Source organism: Synechococcus sp. WH 5701 (assembly GCF_000153045.1).
GTDB lineage: Bacteria > Cyanobacteriota > Cyanobacteriia > PCC-6307 > Cyanobiaceae > Regnicoccus_A > Regnicoccus_A antarcticus.
Genome location: NZ_CH724160.1, coordinates 95,229 through 112,438, shown reverse-complemented (window position 1 = coordinate 112,438; position 17,210 = coordinate 95,229). Strand labels below are relative to the sequence as shown.

Genomic DNA, 17,210 nt, shown 5'->3' with positions numbered 1-17,210 from the left:
CGTCTCGGTGGCCGGGGGGGGATGATCTTATCGACCGCTGTTTCACCCCTTCACCATGCGTGTTGCCTTCCTCGGCCCTGCCGGCACCTACGGCGAGCAGGCGACGCGGCAGCTGGCGGCCCTCGAGGGGATCGACGCGCCGGAGTTGCTGGCCCAGAGCGGCATCCGCTCGGTGGTCAAGGCCTTGGCGGAGGGCCGCTGCGATGCAGCGGTGGTGCCCGTGGAGAACTCCGTCGAAGGAGGGGTGACCGCTTGCCTCGATGGCCTCTGGGAGCACCCCGACCTGCGCATCCGTCGCGGTCTGGTCTTGCCGATCCGCCATGCCCTGCTGGGTTCCGGGCCGATCGAGCGGGTCAGTGAAGTGCTCTCCCATCCCCAGGCCCTGGCCCAGTGCAGCCTCTGGCTGAGCGAAAACCTCAGTGAAGCCCTGCAGCTGCCCACCAGCTCCACCGCCGAAGCGGCCCGTTTGGTGGCCGGCAGCCGCTTCCGCGCGGCGGTGGCCTCACCCCGGGCCGCGAAGGAGCATGGGCTCGAGGTGCTGGCCTACCCCATCAACGATGTGCCCGGCAACTGCACCCGTTTCCTGATGCTGCAACGGCAGGTGGAGAGCCAGACGGAAGCGGCCACGCTCTGCAGCCTGGCCTTCTCGCTGCGCAGCAACAGCCCCGGTGCTCTGCTGGAGGCCCTCAGCTGCTTCGCTCGGCTGGGGCTCAACATGAGCCGGATCGAATCCCGCCCCTCCAAACGCGAGATGGGCGAGTACATCTTCTTCGTGGATCTGGAGATGCCGGCGGACCCCCGGCTGCTGGAGGAAGCAATCGAAGCCCTGCGCGGCCACTGCCAGCACCTGGCCCTGTTCGGGACCTACCCGCTCACCAACCTGTCCGAGGAGCCGTAGCGGAACACCCCGAAGCGCATCATCCCGGTGCTGAACGCCCAGTGCATCAGCAGGATCGTGGGCGCTTCCCGCAACCCCTGCAGCACGGCTGCTGGTCCCAGGCTGAGGATGGCGCCGGGGCGGCGCACCCCTTCGAGAATGGAGTCGATCCAGGAGGGCAGGGTGGCCTCACTCCAGTCAGCGGTCTCCACGGCACCGGCCCGCCGATGGGGGCTGGCTTCCAGGTTGCGGCGGAAGGAGGGGATGGAGGCAAATTCCGGATGGGCCCACTGGTGCAGCAGCTGATCCATCACCCAGCGCTCCAGACCGTTGAGCTCGCCGTCGGCGGGATCGCGCCGGTTCCAGTCGGCCACCACCAGCTGCCCTGCCGGGGCCAGGACCCGCAGCAGTTCATCGGCATAGCGCTGCTTGTCGGGCATGTGTGGCCCCGCTTCCACGCTCCACACGGCCTGGACGCTGCCGTCCTCCAGCTCCAGAGCCAGGGCGTCCATCACCGCGAAACGGCAGGAGAGCCCGGAGGGCGTGAGCTGGCGGGCCCGCTCCACCTGGGCTGGGCTGATGCTGATGCCCAGCACGTCGAAGCCGTAGTCGCGGGCGAGGGTGCGGGCGCTGCCGCCGATGCCGCAACCCACATCCAGCAGCCGGGTGCCGGGGGGTAGATGGTCGAGGCCCGACCAGCGCACCAGCTCATGCACGAACTCTTCCTTGGCGGCCCTGAAATCGCGGGCCACCGGGGGGTTGCCGTAGTGCCCGAGGTGCACGTGCTCACCCCAGAGGTTTTCCAGCAGCCGATCACCGGTCCAGCGGTCGTAGGCCTCAGCCACGGTGGCCGTGCTCTGGAAGCGGCGGTCACGGCGCTGCCATTCCCTCACCAGGGCAAGACTGAGCAGACCGGCTCCGGCGCCGATGGCCAGAGGCGGCAGCCAGGTTGGCAGCGGCATCAGGAGGGTTCCTGCCTGGGTTCCCCCAGGTCCTTGAAGGTGTCCTTCAGGACCGTGCGGGCCGCCAGCTGCCGCCGGGTCTGATCAAGCAGCGCGAATTCCTGGCGCAGGCGTTCGGAGGTGTCGGTGAGCTCCAGCAAGGCCTGCTGATGGTCGGCCACGGGCCCCCCCAGGTGGGAGCCGATCCAGAAGGACAACTCACGCGGTAGATCGGGCAGATCAGCTGGAAGGGTGGTCGGCTTGCCGATCAGTTTGCCGGTGAGATCCACCACATCCCGCAGGGCCTGGGTGACCTGGTGGCCCAGATCCTGCAGCACATCGTGACTGGTGCTGGGATCGTCCTCGATCCAGCTGACCATGGCCACACGGAAAGGGGCTTCGCGCACCACTTCGAGCACGCGAAATCGCTGCTGGCCCAGGGTGACGATGTTGCTGCGATCGTCGTCCTGGGTCTGGCATTGAAGAATTTCAGCGCAACAGCCCACCTGGGCCATCTCCTGCTGATTCGGGTCCCAGCGCACCACGCCGAAACGACGGTCGGTTTCGAGCACCGTTCGCAACATCATGCGATAACGGGGCTCAAAGATATGCAGGGGCAAGACTTCCTGCGGGAACAGCACCACATCCGGCAGGGGGAAGAGTGGGAGTTCCCTCACGGCCAGATCACTCACGGAAGGTCGGCGGGGCGGCAATGGGTGGTCAGGGCTTTGGTCAGTGGGGCTGCTTTGGGCGCCTAAACGCTGAAGTCAGTCTAGAAAAAAAGGACCCACCGGGAGGGTGGGTCCAGGAATTCGTCGCGTCGAGGCGGCCGCTGGCTCAGAGCTTCACTTCGATGTCGACGCCGCTGGGCAGATCGAGCTTCATCAGCGCGTCGATCGTCTTGGCGGTGGGGCTGTAGATGTCGATGATGCGGCGGTGGGTGCGGGTCTCGAAGTGCTCACGGGAATCCTTGTCCACGTGGGGCGAGCGCAACACACAATAAATCTTGCGCTTGGTGGGCAGGGGGATCGGACCGATGGCCGTAGCGGCGGTGTGATCGGCTGTTTCGATGATCTTTTCGCAGGACAGATCCAGCATGCGGCGATCAAACGCCTTGAGACGGATGCGGATCTTCTGCTGAGCGATGGCGGCTGACATGGCAGGACTCGTGGGGACGCAGGCCTTGGTGGTGACCGCGGCCGAAGAACAGGGGAAGAGGTGAAGGAATGCAGGGAATAAGGCCGGCCGGGGCCATGCTCATTCCCGCCGAAGACAACCGAAGCCGGTTGGGGACAACTTGTCGAGGTGCGTGACGAGGGGCTGATCCAATGATGGAGTCAGCCCCTGACTCAAGGGAAACGGCTGAGCTCAGCCGTTTCAGCTTCAGGCGACGATCTTGGAGACCACGCCGGCACCGATGGTGCGGCCGCCTTCGCGAATGGCGAAGCGCATGCCCTGCTCAATGGCCACCGGGCAGATCAGCTCGGCAGACATCTTGATGCGGTCACCGGGCATCACCATCTCCACGTTGGTGCCGTCGTCGGCGGTGAAGGCGGTGATCTGACCGGTCACATCCGTGGTGCGGATGTAGAACTGGGGCCGGTAGCCAGCGAAGAAGGGAGTGTGGCGACCGCCTTCTTCTTTCTTGAGGACGTAGACCTCACCTTCGAACTTGGTGTGGGGCTTGATCGAGTTCGGCTTGACCAGCACCATGCCGCGCTCGATGTCTTCCTTCTGCACACCGCGCAGGAGCAGGCCGACGTTGTCTCCGGCCATGCCCTCGTCGAGCAGCTTGCGGAACATTTCCACGCCGGTGACGGTGGTTTCGCGGGTGTCCTTGATGCCCACGATCTGGACGGTTTCGCCCACTTTCACCTTGCCACGCTCGATCCGGCCGGTGGCCACGGTGCCACGACCGGTGATCGAGAAGACGTCTTCGACAGCCATCAGGAAGGGCTTGTCGATCTCACGCTCAGGCTCGGGGATCGACTCGTCGACCGCATCCATCAGATCGAGGATCTTGTCGACCCACTCGTTCTCTCCACGGATGCCCTTGCCGCCGCCCTGGATGTGCTCGAGGGCCTTGAGGGCGGAACCGGCGATGATGGGGATGTCATCACCAGGGAAGTCGTAGCTGCTGAGCAGCTCACGCATTTCCAGTTCGACGAGCTCGAGGATTTCCTCGTCGTCGACCATGTCCTTCTTGTTGAGGAACACCACCAGGGCGGGAACGCCCACCTGCTTGGCCAGCAGGATGTGTTCCTTGGTCTGGGCCATCGGGCCGTCGGTGGCGGCCACCACCAGGATGGCGCCGTCCATCTGGGCGGCACCGGTGATCATGTTCTTGACGTAGTCCGCGTGACCCGGGCAGTCGACGTGGGCGTAGTGACGGTTTTCTGTTTCGTACTCGACGTGGGCCGTGTTGATCGTGATGCCCCGCTCCTTCTCTTCAGGAGCACCATCGATGTCGTCGTAGGCCTGGGCCTTGGCCTGGCCAAGGGAAGCCAGCACGTTGGTGATGGCGGCAGTGAGGGTGGTCTTGCCGTGGTCGACGTGCCCGATGGTGCCGATGTTGACGTGAGGTTTGTTCCTCTGAAACTTCTCGCGAGCCATTGAAGGAAAGAATCGGGGGGTGTGGTTAGGGTTGAGAGATCAGGAATTGCCCTGATTCTTGGCGATGATGGCCTCAGCAACATTGCGAGGAACTTCCTCGTAATGGCTGAACTCCATCGAGAAAATACCCCGACCCTGGGTCATGGATCGGAGTTGAGTGGCGTAGCCGAACATTTCGGCCAGGGGCACCTTGGACTGGACTTTAGACTGTCCGTTGTCGATGGACTGCCCTTCGACCTGTCCGCGACGGGAGGACAGGTCGCCGATGACCGAACCGAGGAAATCCTCGGGGATCTCGACTTCCACCTTCATCATCGGCTCAAGAAGTACGGGATTGCACTTCTTGACGCCGTCTTTGAAGGCCATGGAGCCGGCAATCTTGAACGCCATTTCGGAGGAGTCCACATCGTGGTAGGACCCATCGACCATGGTGACCTTGATGTCGATCATTGGGAAGCCTGCAATCACGCCGGACTGACAGGTCTCCTTCATGCCGTTCTCGGCTGGTCCGATGTACTCCTTGGGCACGATGCCGCCAACAATCTTGTTGACGAATTCAAAGCCGGAACCGGGTTCACCGGGTTCCATCTCGATCACCACGTGCCCGTACTGGCCTTTGCCACCGGTCTGTCGGGCGAACTTACCTTCACCCTTGGCTCTGGCGCGGATGGTTTCGCGATAGGACACCTGTGGTGCGCCGATGTTGGCTTCCACCTTGAATTCGCGCAGCATCCGGTCCACCAGGATTTCCAGGTGCAGCTCGCCCATGCCGGCGATCACCGTTTGACTGGTTTCCGGATCGGTGGATACCCGGAACGTTGGGTCCTCTTCCGAGAGCGATTGAAGGGCCTTGGAGAGCTTCTCCATATCTCCCTTGGTTTTTGGCTCCACCGCTACGGAAATCACCGGTTCAGGGATGAACAGGGATTCCAGGATGATCGGGTCGCTTTCCACACAGAGGGTGTCCCCGGTGGTGGTGTCCTTGAGGCCGAGCACGGCGCCGAGATCACCGGCACGCAGCTCGTCCACCTCCTCACGGTCGTCGGCTTTGAGCAGAATCAGGCGGGAGATGCGCTCTTTCTTGTCCTTGGTGCTGTTGAGCACGTAGCTGCCCTTCTGCAGTACCCCGGAGTACATGCGCACGAAGGTGAGCTTGCCGTAGGGATCGGCCATGACCTTGAACGCCAGGGCGCTGAAGGGGGCGCTGTCGTCGCAGGGACGGTTCGATTCGGTGCCGTCGGGGAGCAGGCCGGTGATCGGCGGCACGTCAATTGGGGCGGGCAGGTAATCCACCACGGCATCCAGCACCAACTGGACGCCCTTGTTCTTGAAGGCCGAACCGCAGAGCATCGGGACCAGACCATGCTTGACCACGCCGGTGCGAATGCCCTTGATCAGCTGCTCCTGGGTGAGTTCACCATTCTCCAGGTAGGCCTCCAGCAACTCTTCGTCGGTTTCGGCTACCGATTCCATCAACTTGCCGCGCCACTCGGCGGCTTCCTCCTTCATGTTCTCGGGGATCTCGCCTTCGAGGATGTCGGTGCCGAGATCGTTGGTGTAGAGAATCGCCTTCTCCCGCACTAGGTCAATGATGCCCTTGAGTTCTCCTTCAGCGCCGATGGGCAGCTGCAGCGGAACGGCATTGGCCTTGAGGCGGTCCTTGATCTGGTCGTAAACCTTGAGGAAGTTCGCGCCGGTGCGGTCCATCTTGTTGACGAACACGATCCGGGGCACGTTGTAGCGATCGGCTTGGCGCCACACCGTTTCGGACTGGGGCTGCACGCCACCGACCGCACAGAAGACGGCCACGACGCCATCAAGCACCCGCATCGAGCGCTCCACCTCAATGGTGAAATCGACGTGCCCGGGGGTGTCGATGATGTTGATGCGGTGATCCTTCCAGCTGGTGGAGATGGCCGCTGCCGTGATGGTGATGCCGCGCTCGCGCTCCTGCTCCATCCAGTCGGTTACGGCGGCGCCATCATGCACCTCGCCCATTTTGTGGACCACCCCTGAATAGAACAGGATCCGTTCGGTTGTGGTGGTCTTGCCCGCGTCGATATGGGCTGCAATGCCGATATTTCTGACGCGGTCCAGGGGATAGGCGCGGGCCACGGGGAAGGTCTCCGGTGTTTGATCGACGAATTTTGCGGGCGCAAGCTTAAAGGTTGACCTGATCTGACTGAAGGCGCCCGCCATTCAGCCAGGAAAGGGCGCTCAGTAGCGGTAGTGAGCGAAGGCCTTGTTCGCCTCGGCCATCTTGTGGGTTTCTTCGCGCTTGCGCACGGCACTGCCGGCTTCGTTGGCGGCGTCCATCAGTTCACCGGCCAGCTTCTGGGCCATGCTGCGGCCGTTGCGGGCCCTGGAAAAGTTGACCAGCCAGCGCAGGGCCATGGCGGTGCCGCGTTCCTGCCGCACCTCCATGGGCACCTGGTAGGTGGCGCCGCCCACCCGGCGTGCACGAACCTCCACCAGCGGCGTGGCATTGCGCACGGCCGTTTCGAACACTTCCAGGGGGTCAGTGCCGGTGCGGTCGTTGATCAGCCCGAAGGCGTCAGAGAGGATCCGCTGAGCGGTGGACTTCTTGCCGTGCTTCATCAGGCGCGCCACGACCATCGAGGCCAGGCGGCTGTTGAACTGGGGGTCAGGAAGGACTGGGCGCTTCTCAGCAGCGTTGCGGCGGGACATAAACCTGAGGGGATCGGCGGTGCGAGGGAGGTGGGATGACGGAAATCAGGCCTTGAAGGTCAGCCCTTGGGGGTCTTGGCGCCGTACTTGGAGCGGCTCTGGCGGCGATCCTTCACACCAGAAGTGTCGAGGGTGCCGCGGATGATGTGGTAACGGACGCCAGGGAGGTCCTTGACGCGGCCTCCACGGATCAGCACCACGGAGTGCTCCTGGAGGTTGTGGCCGATCCCGGGGATGTAGGCCGTGACTTCGAAGCCTGAGGTGAGACGCACGCGGGCCACTTTTCGAAGGGCCGAATTCGGCTTCTTCGGAGTGGAGGTGTACACGCGGGTGCAGACCCCACGGCGCTCTGGGCATCCGCGCAGAGCCGGGGACTTGGTCTTGCGGGTGAGGTGCTGCCGCTCGGTGCGGATCAGCTGCTGAATCGTGGGCATCGAGGGCCGGAGAATTAGGCCGGACGTCCGACCGTTTCGACAATCCGTCACCTTACTTTGTCGTGGTCCCCCCAGGGCCTGTGCGGCTGAAGGCGGCTCCGCAGGCACAGCAGCTCACTCCCTCACTGGAGCGGATCAGGAAGCCCCCACCGCTGAGATCCCCGCGGTAATCGAGGCTCAGCCCCGCCAGGAGTGGAACCTGGGCAGACGGGGAGTGCAGGGTGATGCCATCGGCCCTGGCCACGGGAACCCCGGCGAGATGGCCCGGACGAATCCGGATCACCCAGTTCTCGCAGCCCCCCTGCACCAGGTCGAGGTGCATCAGGCCGGGGGTACCGGCCACGGCGGCCTGGCGGCCCAGTTCGGCCGCCGCCGCAGAAGACAGGCGCAGGCTCAGACCCTTGGGCATGGGGCGGTGGTGCTAGTGGGCGGCAGAAGCAGGCTCCAGCTTGCCAGGGCTGGAGCCTGTGCAGTTCAGCCTCCGGCCCTCTCGTCCCCCTGGGCCCGCTCGCTTCGGGGCACCAGACCGAGGCCGTTATGGATGGAGGCGGCCACTCCCCGGCCCCGCACCGTCTGGGTGTTGCCCACGAACAGTCCGGTGGAGCTGCCGCCATCGAGGTTGAGGGCCTCGCGCAATCCCAGTTGCCGCAGCAGGGTGGCCGTTTCGCCCAGGGTCGGCCCGGCGTGATCCACCCCCTGCAGTGTCAGAAACCAGATCTGACGGCCATCGCTGCCGATCACGGTGCGCGGGGCGCCTTGTCCCTGGAAAGCGCTGCTGAAACCTTCGGCCGTGCCGTTGAGGACCACCCGACCACCCAGAAGCAGCAGGGGACCGCCCCCCATCACGTAGGCCTGCTGGCCGAGCGGGTCGCTGGATTGGCTGGAGAGCGTCAGCCGGCTGGCCTCGGGCCAGGGGGGCATCACACCGGCCCTGCCCACCACCAGGGTGTCCTCGCGACCCAGGGGAATGCCCCGTTGCAGTTGGGCGCCGTTGAGCCGCTGCAGCACCACCCCGTCCCGGATCAGCACCCCCGATTCGTTGCCGCTGAGGGCCTGGTAGCCGGCCCCCCAGTCGGCGGTGTATCGAGCCAGGCCACGCTGCACGTAACCACTGTTCAGGCTCGAAAGCGGCCAGCGCTGCCCCCGCTCATCGATCAGCTGCTCCTGCAGGGCCAGCCGGCCGAAGCTGGGCAGGCCTCCGGGCTGCCAGCCGATGGCGCCGCGGTTGAGGATCGGTCCGGAGAGCCAGCGCCCCTCGGCCTTGAGGGCCCCCAGCGGCAGCCGCCGGATGCGGTTGAAGTAGCCGCCGTTGATGGCCACCAGGGCCTGCTCGCGCTGGGCCAGGGCCGTGAGAGAAGTCAGCCCCTGCATTCCGTCGGGGCGGGTGAGCAGCCGCAGATCGAGGGGACTCTGCTGAGGATCGAATCGGACGCTGCTGATCAGCATCCGCCGCGATCCCACCGGCAGCACCTGGCGATTGATGCTGACGCTGCGATTGAGCAGGGCCTGCAGCCGGGGGTCGAGGGGCGGCACGGCCGGGGCCGTCGCCGTTGCTCCCCCGGCTGCCGGCCCCGGAGGGATGGCGAACACCACCCGGTCGGGCCCCCCGAGGGTCAACACCCGGCCGCCACCGCTCGGGCGCAACAGCAGCCCCTCCCGGCTGGCGCTGACTGCCACCCCAAGCGCCTGCAGTTGAGAGCGCTGGTTGGCGGTGCTGCGCAGGCCCAGCAGGATCTGACCAGACTCCTGGCGGACCACGCCCGCCCCATTGAGATCCAGCACCACCTGGCGATCGGGTCCTGGGGGTGAGGCCCTCACCCGCACCAGGCCGGGCAGGGGCATCTCCAGAAGCAGGCGGTCTCCGTCGCTCTGAATGCGGGCCCCAGCGGCCTGCAGCAAGGGGCTGGCCTCCACGGCCACCTCATCGTCAAGGCTGCGCTGCTCGCTGGTGGGCACCAGCTGTTTCCGCCCGAACCACTCCAGATCCAGGCTTCCATCGACGCGGGTGCTGCTGGCTACCCCCAGCTGCCCCTGCAGCACCTCAAGTGGCAACCACACCTGGGCGGGGTTGCCCCCCACGGCCGGGAGCCATTGCCAGCGGGCGCTCTGCTCCCGTCCGTTGATGACGATCCTGCGGCCCTCCTGGCGTGGAGGGGTAGGGCTGCGGGCCAGCAGATCCTGGCCGCTGGTTCCAGAGATGGGAGCGGTCGGTCCGGCCTGGGCCCGGGAGAGGACGCCGTCGGCGGCCGGCAGCAAGGCCATCATCGCCAGGCTGATCAGTCCGGCTGGAAGGGATCGGCACCGCATCACAATTGGACCCGCATGCGTTGGTGGTGAACGCTAACGCTGAACGCACGTCTCTAGGATCAAAATCCTCTCCCGCGCGGAAGTCGCCTTGCTTCGAGGCTTCTGCGGTCTACCGACAGGTTTTTGCCGGGCTATGCCTTTTCATCGCCGCTCTGTTTGGCCCCATTGCGACAGTCCGGCACCCAGGGAGGTCGCGGGAGAAAAGGATGCCTGCGGGGTTGGCTTCCTGGCCCAGCTCAGCGGTGAACCCAGTCACTGGCTGCTGGAGCAGGCCTTGCGTGGTCTGGGCTGTATGGAGCACCGCGGCGGTTGCGGCGGCGATGGCGATTCAGGCGACGGCGCCGGTGTGCTCTGCGGCATTCCCTGGAGCTATCTGGAGGAGGTCTGGCCCGAATCCGCCCTGGCGGCGGAGGGTCGGCGGGGCCTGGGGATGGTCTTCCTGCCGGTTGCGGAGCCGAAACGCCAGGAGTACAAGCGGTTGTGCGAGCAGGCTGCCTCCCTGGTGGGTCTGCGCAGCCTGGGCTGGCGAGACGTGCCCGTTGAGCCCTCCGTGCTCGGCCCCCTAGCGCTCCAGACCGCCCCACGCATCGAACAGTGGCTGGTCGAAGGCCCCGAGCCGGGCGATGCGCTCGAATCCCTGCTGTTCCGCTGCCGCCGCCGGGCCGTCGATCTGGTGCGGGCGGCTCCGGGCGGTGATCCCAACGACCTTTACTTCGCCTCTTTCAGCGGCCGCACCCTTGTGTACAAGGGCATGGTGCGCTCCGAGGTGCTGGCGGCCTTCTATGCCGATCTGCGTGATCCGCGCTTTGCGGTGAGTTTCGCGGTTTATCACCGCCGCTTCAGCACCAACACCCTGCCCCGCTGGCCCCTGGCCCAGCCGATGCGGACCCTGGGTCACAACGGCGAGATCAACACCCTGCTGGGGAACATCAACTGGGCCCAGGCGGCTGAGTCCCATCTCGATGCGGTCTGGGGAGAGGCAGCCTCCGACCTCAAGCCCGTGGTCAACGCCGCCTTCAGTGATTCGGCCAATCTCGACGCCATGCTCGAGCTGATGGTGCGCAGCGGCCGGCCGATCACCGACAGCCTGCTCACCCTGGTGCCGGAAGCGTTCCGCCAGCAGCCCGAGCTGGAGGCCCGGCCGGATGTCCGAGCCTTTTACGAGTATTCCGCCTGCCTGCAGGAGCCCTGGGACGGCCCGGCCCTGCTGGTGTTCAGCGACGGCCGCACGGTGGGCGCCACCCTTGATCGCAACGGACTGCGCCCCGCTCGCTACTGCATCACCAGCGATGGCCTGGTGGTGATGGGTTCGGAAACCGGGGTGGTGGAGATCGAGGAAAGCCGCATCGTCGAGAAGGGCCGCCTCGGTCCCGGCCAGATGCTGGCGGTGGACCTCGAGCAGGGCCGCCTGCTGCAGAACTGGCAGGTGAAGGAGGAAGTGGCCTCCCGCTATCCCTACGCCGCCTGGCTGCAGGAACATCGTCGCTCGCTCGAGCCCCAGCCCTGGCGCACCGAGCATCAGCTTGGCGACCTCGACCTCCTCCGCCATCAGACCGCCTTCGGCTTCACCGCCGAGGATCTGGATCTGGTGATCGAGGAGATGGCCGCCCAGGGCAAGGAACCCACCTACTGCATGGGCGACGACATCCCCCTGGCGGTGCTCTCCGACAAACCTCACCTTCTCTACGACTACTTCAAGCAGCGCTTCGCCCAGGTCACCAATCCTCCGATCGATCCACTCCGCGAGGAGTTGGTGATGAGCCTGGAGATGCACCTGGGACGGCGAGGATCGGCCCTGCGGCCAGACCCCTCGGCCGCCTCAGTGCTCCACCTCGCCACGCCCGTTCTCAACGAATCCGACCTGGAGGCCCTGCCCAGCCAGGGCCTGGCCACCACCACCCTCACCACCCTCTATGGGCTGGATCAGGGGCCAGCTGGCCTGGAGGCCGCTGTGCAGCGTCTCTGTCAGGCGGCGGAGCAGGCCGTGCAAAACGGCAGTCAGATCCTGGTGCTCTCCGATCGGGCCGCCGAGGGCCTGAGTGCCACCACCACCTTCATCCCGGCGCTGCTGGCCGTGGGCGCAGTCCACCAGCATCTGCTCAGGCTTGGGGTGCGCCTGCACTGCTCCCTGGTGATCGACACGGCCCAGTGCTGGAGCACCCACCACCTGGCCTGCCTGATCGGCTTCGGTGCCAGCGCTGTCTGCCCCTGGCTCACCTGGGAGACCACCCGCCACTGGCTGGACCACCCCAAGACCCGCTCCCTGATGGAGCGCGGCAAGCTGCCGGCAATCGATGCCGCCAAGGCCCAGGCCAATGTGCGCAAGGCCCTGGAGGCCGGTCTGCGCAAGATCCTCTCTAAGATCGGCATCTCGCTGCTCGCCAGCTATCACGGCGCCCAGATCTTCGAGGCGATCGGCATCGGCGCCGATCTGATCGACCTGGCCTTCCGCGGCACCACCAGCCGGGTGGCGGGCCTCAGCCTGCGTGATCTCGCCAACGAAACCCTGGCGTTCCACGCCAAGGCCTTCCCCGAGCTCAACCGCACCAAGCTCGAGTTCATGGGCTTCGTGCAATACCGCTCCGGCGGTGAGTTCCACCTCAACAGCCCGGAGATGGCCAAGGCCCTGCATGCGGCCGTGGCCGCCGGCCCCGGCTACGACCATTTCGCCACCTACCGCACCCTGCTGGAGAACCGCCCGGTCACGGGCCTGCGCGACCTGCTGGAGCTGCGCCCCGCCCCCACCCCCCTGCCGATCGAGCAGGTGGAGAGCGTCGAGAGCATCTGCAGCCGGTTCTGCACCGGTGGCATGAGCCTGGGGGCCCTCTCCCGTGAGGCCCACGAGGTGCTGGCGGTGGCCATGAACCGCATCGGCGGCAAGAGCAACAGCGGTGAGGGGGGAGAGGATCCGGCCCGCTACCACCCTCTCACCGACGTCGATGCGGACGGCCGCTCCGCCACCCTGCCCACCCTGAGGGGCCTGGTGCCCGGTGACAGTGCCTGCTCGGCCATCAAGCAGGTGGCCTCGGGGCGTTTCGGTGTCACGCCTGAGTATCTGCGCAGTGGCCAGCAGCTGGAGATCAAGGTGGCCCAGGGGGCCAAGCCCGGTGAAGGGGGCCAGTTGCCCGGTCCCAAGGTGGATGCCTACATCGGCTGGCTGCGCAACAGCAAACCCGGTGTGGCGCTGATCTCCCCGCCGCCCCACCACGACATCTATTCCATCGAGGATCTGGCCCAGCTGATCCACGATCTGCACCAGGTGCATCCCGCAGCCAAGGTCTCGGTGAAGCTGGTGGCCGAGATCGGCATTGGCACGATCGCCGCCGGCGTGGTCAAGGCCAACGCCGATGTGATTCAGATCTCCGGCCACGACGGCGGCACGGGAGCTTCGCCACTGAGCTCGATCAAGCACGCCGGCAGCCCCTGGGAACTGGGCCTCTCCGAGGTGCACCGCAGTCTCCTGGCCAACGGACTGCGCAACCGGGTGCTGCTGCGCGCCGATGGCGGCCTCAAAACAGGCTGGGATGTGCTGATGGCGGCCCTGCTCGGCGCCGAGGAATACGGATTCGGTTCGGTGGCCATGATCGCCGAGGGCTGCATCATGGCCCGTGTCTGCCACACCAACAATTGCCCGGTGGGGGTGGCCACCCAGAAGGAAGCCCTGCGCAAGCGCTTCACCGGCCTGCCGGAGCACGTGGTCAATTTCTTCCTCTACGTGGCTGAGGAAGTGCGCCAGTTGCTGAGCGTGCTCGGCGTGGCCCGGCTGGAGGACCTGATCGGCCGGGTGGAGCTGCTGCACCCCCGGCAGGTGGCCCTGGCCAAGACCAGTGCCCTCGATCTCACCTGCCTGCTGGCCCCGCTGCCCGGTTCCGACGACCGCAGCTGGCTTCGCCATGACAGTCAGGCCCATGGTAATGGAGTGATCCTCGAGGACCAGCTCCTGGTTGATCCCGAGGTGCTCGCGGCCATCGAGCAGCACGGGCAGGTGGTCCGCCGCCTGCCGATCGTGAACACCGACCGCAGTGTCGGGGCCCGCCTGGCTGGCGAGGTGGCTGCCCGCCACGGCAACAAGGGGTTCAAGGGGCTGCTCGATCTCTGCTTCGAGGGTGCTGCCGGCCAGAGTTTCGGCGCCTTCAACCTGCAGGGCATGAACCTGCGCCTCGAGGGAGATGCCAACGATTACGTCGGCAAGGGCATCAACGGAGGCCGCATCACGGTTGTGCCTTATGCCGCAACCCGTGATCCCGGCAACCAGGTCATCCTGGGCAACACCTGTCTCTACGGCGCCACCGGAGGCGAGCTGTTCGCCCTCGGGCGGGCCGGTGAACGCTTCGCCGTTCGCAACAGCGGCGCGCGAACCGTGGTCGAAGGCTGCGGCGACCACTGCTGTGAATACATGACCGGTGGGGTGGTTGTTGTGCTGGGCAGCACCGGCCGCAACGTGGCTGCGGGCATGACCGGCGGTGTGGCCTTCCTTCTCGACGAGGAGGACGCTCTGGCAGGCCTGCTCAACCCCGAGATCGTCTCGGTCCATCCCTTGGAAACCCCGGAGCAGGAGCAACTGATCAAACCGCTGCTGGAGGCCCACCTCGAGCTCACCGGCAGCCGCAAGGCCGCTGAGATCCTGGCGAACTGGCCCCAGTGGCGCTCACGCTTCAAGGTCCTGGTTCCCCCCAGCGAGGTGGCCACGGTCGGTCTGCTGGAACGGGAGAAACTGGCCATGGCCAGCTGAGCCAGGCTTGGTTGATGCCCCTCGGGCGTGGTTGGCGACTCAGCCGCGCTCGAACTCGATCAGGCGCGAGAAGTAGAACGGAGCCTGGTTGAGGCTGCGGCGCCGGGGCTGGAAGCCTGCCTCGGCGGCGGCGGACACGATGCCGTCCTCCCTCAGGGTGTAGGCCCGAGTGGTCTTGCTCGGCCCAGGGAACAGCTGCCCGATCGATTTGAGCAGGGCCAGCAGTGGGGTGTAGGGGGCAAAACTGACGATCAAACGCCGTTCGGCCAGCCCCCCCAGGTGGCGCACCATCTCTTCGGCCGCGGCCTGGGGGTAGTGGATGAACACGTCCAGGCAGATCACCGTGTCGTAGCGGCCCTGGAGGCTTTCCAGGTCGGAGGCGCTGAACTGCACCCGATCAGCGGGGAGCCCGCTGTCCTCCAGACGACGACGGGCCTCCTCCACCATGGCTTCGGAGAGGTCACTGGCGGCGATGCTGCCTGCCCCGAGCTGGGCCAGCGGCAGGCTGAGGCTGCCCACGCCGCAGCCGGCATCACAGAAACTGCGCTGGGGCAGATCGCCCTCCTCCTGCAGCCACTCGAGCACCTGATCCACCGTCTTCTGGTGACCCAGGCGGATGTTGCGCTGCACCTTGTTGACGTCGTCGCTGTCGCTGTAGATCCGCTTCCAGCGCTCGAAGCCCGTGCTGTTGAAGTAGTCGCGCACTTCGGCTTTCTCGGCCAGCTTGGCGCCGGCGTCGGGCGCTGGAGAGGTGGCCATGGCTGCGCTGGTATGGGTGGGCGGATCTTAAGGAGCCGCTTCGGATCCACGTCGCCAGCGCAGCTCCCCGTCCGCCCCCGCCCGCCAGCGCAGGGTCTCGCTCAGGTGCCGTCCAAGCAGGAGCTGGGGCAGCGCCCGCTGCTCCCCCAGCACCCGCCGCGGTACGAGCGTGGCGGCGGCGATTGCCCGGCCAGGTTCACCGCTCCAGCGGGCCAGGCGCGTCACCCCCTCCAGCAGGGGCAGGGTCACGCCCGCCAGGGTGCCGTCCTCCAGCCGGCAGCTGCCGTCTTCCACCAGCAGCACCCGTTCATCCCAGCGGTGGCGCCCTTCCGTCAGGCCATAGGGTCCGAGCGCGTCGCTCACCAGCAGCACCTGCTCGGGTGCCAGCCGCTGCAGCAGCACCGCCATCGAGGGGGCCACATGCACCCCATCGGCGATCAGCCCGAGGGCCACATCGCCGCGCAGCAGGGCCGCCGCCACCGGACCGGGGGCTCGGCGGTGCAGGTCGGGCATGGCATTGAAGACATGGGTGAGCATGCCCACCCCCACCGCGAAAGCCCGCTCGGCCTCCGCCTCCGTGGCTGCGCTGTGGCCCAGGCTCACCACGATGCCGTGCTGCCGCAGGGCGGCGATCACCGCTTCGGCCCCCTCAAGTTCCGGGGCCAGGGTCACCAGGGCGATCTCCTGTTCATGGCCGTTGATCCGCTCCTGCAGGGCCTCAAGGCTGGGGACCGCCAGGTGAGCCGCCGGGTGGGCGCCGCGCCGAGCCGCTGCCAGGAAGGGACCCTCCAGATGGGCGCCCAGCAGCTGGCAGCGTCCGGGCTGGTGCTGGAGGCGGGCCTGCTGCAGCACGGCCAGGGCCTGGCGCAGGGGAGGCACGGCGCAGGTCACCAGGGTGGGACAGATCGCCTCCACCCCATCGGCCCAGAGCAGTTCCAGCAGCTCCAGCAGCCGCGGCAGGTCGGCCGGCTCCAGTTCGGGGAAGGCCAGTCCCAGGCCTCCGTTGATCTGCAGATCCACCCCCGTGGGGCTGATCCAGTCGCCGCCCCAGTCGTCGCCGGCCGCGCAGCTGCCGGGCTCGAGGGGCAGCACCCGCACGATCAGCCCCCGGCCATCCACGCCGAGGCGCCAGCGCCGCTCGGAGCCATGGCTGCACGTCGAAGCCTGGGGCAGACGGACGTTGCTGATCCAGCGCACGGTCATCGGCTCCGGGGCGAACGGGCGGGGAGAATGCCATCCTCGCCGCACGGCCCCTGCCGCCCCTGCCTTGACCCTCGAACCCGTTTCCGCTGCCGCCGCCGTTGAGGGAGTCAACCCGCCGGCGCCCAGCTCAGGGGCGGCGCCCCTGGTGGCCGTGGTGATGGGCAGCGATTCCGATCTGCCGACCATGCAGCCGGCGGTGAAGGTGCTCCAGGACTTCGGTGTGGACGTGGAGGTGCGGGTGCTCTCGGCCCATCGCACCCCGCGGGAGATGGTGAACTTCGCGGAAGCTGCCGCCGGCCGCGGCCTCAAGGTGATCGTGGCGGGGGCAGGCGGCGCCGCCCATCTGCCGGGAATGGTGGCGGCACTCACCACCCTGCCGGTGATCGGTGTGCCGGTGTTGAGCCGGGCCCTGTCGGGGGTGGATTCGCTCCATTCGATCGTGCAGATGCCGGCCGGAATCCCCGTGGCCACGGTGGCCATCGGCAATGGCACCAATGCCGGTCTGCTGGCGGTCCAGATCCTGGCCACGGCCGATCCTGCCCTGGCCGAGCAGCTCAGGCAGCATCGCCTGGGGCTCCATGATCAGGTCTGCGCCAAGGACGCCCGCCTGAGTGAGCTTGGCAGCACGGCCTATCTGGCCGCCATGGAGGGCTGAA

Annotated in this window: 14 protein-coding genes; 3 read left to right on the top strand and 11 right to left on the bottom strand. The window is 66.6% G+C overall.

Translation table 11 applies throughout. From position 1 onward, the window contains the following. Positions 1 to 55 precede the first annotated feature (55 nt). Positions 56 to 898: a prephenate dehydratase gene (gene pheA / locus WH5701_RS10655; RefSeq protein WP_006172314.1), complete on the top strand. Its 843-nt coding sequence runs from the start codon at positions 56 to 58 to the stop codon at positions 896 to 898. Here the strand turns inward: pheA and WH5701_RS10650 are convergent. The 9 genes from WH5701_RS10650 to WH5701_RS10610 form a co-directional block, all read right to left on the bottom strand. Next, positions 865 to 1,839: a methyltransferase domain-containing protein gene (locus WH5701_RS10650; protein ID WP_006172313.1), complete on the bottom strand. Its 975-nt coding sequence runs from the start codon at positions 1,837 to 1,839 to the stop codon at positions 865 to 867. The genes pheA and WH5701_RS10650 overlap by 34 nt on opposite strands. Further along, positions 1,839 to 2,510: an LON peptidase substrate-binding domain-containing protein gene (locus tag WH5701_RS10645; protein WP_006172312.1), complete on the bottom strand. Its 672-nt coding sequence runs from the start codon at positions 2,508 to 2,510 to the stop codon at positions 1,839 to 1,841. Before WH5701_RS10645 ends, WH5701_RS10650 begins: the two co-directional genes overlap by 1 nt. Before the next feature lie 145 nt (positions 2,511 to 2,655). Then, positions 2,656 to 2,976: a 30S ribosomal protein S10 gene (rpsJ, locus tag WH5701_RS10640; RefSeq protein WP_006172311.1), complete on the bottom strand. Its 321-nt coding sequence runs from the start codon at positions 2,974 to 2,976 to the stop codon at positions 2,656 to 2,658. A gap of 225 nt (positions 2,977 to 3,201) precedes the next feature. Further along, positions 3,202 to 4,431 carry an elongation factor Tu gene (gene tuf / locus WH5701_RS10635; RefSeq protein WP_006172310.1) on the bottom strand — a complete coding sequence of 410 codons (1,230 nt, stop codon included), beginning with the start codon at positions 4,429 to 4,431 and terminating at the stop codon, positions 3,202 to 3,204. A gap of 39 nt (positions 4,432 to 4,470) precedes the next feature. Continuing rightward, positions 4,471 to 6,546, bottom strand: coding sequence for an elongation factor G (gene fusA / locus WH5701_RS10630; protein ID WP_006172308.1), 2,076 nt, complete (start codon positions 6,544 to 6,546; stop codon positions 4,471 to 4,473). A 102-nt stretch (positions 6,547 to 6,648) separates the two neighbouring features. After that, positions 6,649 to 7,119, bottom strand: coding sequence for a 30S ribosomal protein S7 (gene rpsG / locus WH5701_RS10625; protein ID WP_006172307.1), 471 nt, complete (start codon positions 7,117 to 7,119; stop codon positions 6,649 to 6,651). Positions 7,120 to 7,178: 59 nt separating this feature from the next. Then, positions 7,179 to 7,553 (bottom strand): 30S ribosomal protein S12, encoded by a 375-nt coding sequence (rpsL, locus tag WH5701_RS10620; protein WP_006172306.1) that lies wholly within the window; start codon positions 7,551 to 7,553, stop codon positions 7,179 to 7,181. 52 nt (positions 7,554 to 7,605) lie between these two features. After that, positions 7,606 to 7,962 (bottom strand): hypothetical protein, encoded by a 357-nt coding sequence (locus tag WH5701_RS10615; protein WP_006172305.1) that lies wholly within the window; start codon positions 7,960 to 7,962, stop codon positions 7,606 to 7,608. Between the two features lie 65 nt (positions 7,963 to 8,027). After that, the gene (locus tag WH5701_RS10610) at positions 8,028 to 9,860 is read right to left on the bottom strand and encodes a phosphodiester glycosidase family protein (protein ID WP_006172304.1); all 1,833 of its coding nucleotides are present in this window, start codon (positions 9,858 to 9,860) and stop codon (positions 8,028 to 8,030) included. 133 nt (positions 9,861 to 9,993) lie between these two features. Here WH5701_RS10610 and gltB point away from each other — a divergent pair, with 133 nt between their 5' ends. Further along, the gene (gene gltB / locus WH5701_RS10605; RefSeq protein ID WP_006172303.1) at positions 9,994 to 14,592 is read left to right on the top strand and encodes a glutamate synthase large subunit; all 4,599 of its coding nucleotides are present in this window, start codon (positions 9,994 to 9,996) and stop codon (positions 14,590 to 14,592) included. Between the two features lie 39 nt (positions 14,593 to 14,631). Here gltB and bchM read toward each other — a convergent pair whose 3' ends face one another. Then, the gene (bchM, locus tag WH5701_RS10600) at positions 14,632 to 15,351 is read right to left on the bottom strand and encodes a magnesium protoporphyrin IX methyltransferase (protein WP_006172301.1); all 720 of its coding nucleotides are present in this window, start codon (positions 15,349 to 15,351) and stop codon (positions 14,632 to 14,634) included. Between the two features lie 27 nt (positions 15,352 to 15,378). Beyond that, positions 15,379 to 16,554 (bottom strand): hypothetical protein, encoded by a 1,176-nt coding sequence (locus tag WH5701_RS10595; protein WP_006172300.1) that lies wholly within the window; start codon positions 16,552 to 16,554, stop codon positions 15,379 to 15,381. A gap of 157 nt (positions 16,555 to 16,711) precedes the next feature. On the opposite strand from WH5701_RS10595, the gene purE reads away from it, so the two are divergent. Beyond that, positions 16,712 to 17,209, top strand: a complete 498-nt coding sequence (gene purE / locus WH5701_RS10590; RefSeq protein WP_037981239.1) for a 5-(carboxyamino)imidazole ribonucleotide mutase — start codon at positions 16,712 to 16,714, stop codon at positions 17,207 to 17,209. Position 17,210: the final 1 nt, after the last annotated feature.

What these genes read in the sequence shown, in the direction of transcription:
- pheA (WP_006172314.1), top strand. Translation starts at nt 56, where the DNA reads ATGCGTGTTGCCTTCCTCGGCCCTGCCGGCACCTACGGCGAGCAGGCG.
- WH5701_RS10650 (WP_006172313.1), bottom strand. Translation starts at nt 1,839, where the DNA reads ATGCCGCTGCCAACCTGGCTGCCGCCTCTGGCCATCGGCGCCGGAGCC.
- rpsJ (WP_006172311.1), bottom strand. Translation starts at nt 2,976, where the DNA reads ATGTCAGCCGCCATCGCTCAGCAGAAGATCCGCATCCGTCTCAAGGCG.
- tuf (WP_006172310.1), bottom strand. Translation starts at nt 4,431, where the DNA reads ATGGCTCGCGAGAAGTTTCAGAGGAACAAACCTCACGTCAACATCGGC.
- rpsG (WP_006172307.1), bottom strand. Translation starts at nt 7,119, where the DNA reads ATGTCCCGCCGCAACGCTGCTGAGAAGCGCCCAGTCCTTCCTGACCCC.
- rpsL (WP_006172306.1), bottom strand. Translation starts at nt 7,553, where the DNA reads ATGCCCACGATTCAGCAGCTGATCCGCACCGAGCGGCAGCACCTCACC.
- WH5701_RS10615 (WP_006172305.1), bottom strand. Translation starts at nt 7,962, where the DNA reads ATGCCCAAGGGTCTGAGCCTGCGCCTGTCTTCTGCGGCGGCGGCCGAA.
- WH5701_RS10610 (WP_006172304.1), bottom strand. Translation starts at nt 9,860, where the DNA reads ATGCGGTGCCGATCCCTTCCAGCCGGACTGATCAGCCTGGCGATGATG.
- gltB (WP_006172303.1), top strand. Translation starts at nt 9,994, where the DNA reads ATGCCTTTTCATCGCCGCTCTGTTTGGCCCCATTGCGACAGTCCGGCA.
- bchM (WP_006172301.1), bottom strand. Translation starts at nt 15,351, where the DNA reads ATGGCCACCTCTCCAGCGCCCGACGCCGGCGCCAAGCTGGCCGAGAAA.
- WH5701_RS10595 (WP_006172300.1), bottom strand. Translation starts at nt 16,554, where the DNA reads ATGACCGTGCGCTGGATCAGCAACGTCCGTCTGCCCCAGGCTTCGACG.
- purE (WP_037981239.1), top strand. Translation starts at nt 16,712, where the DNA reads ATGGGCAGCGATTCCGATCTGCCGACCATGCAGCCGGCGGTGAAGGTG.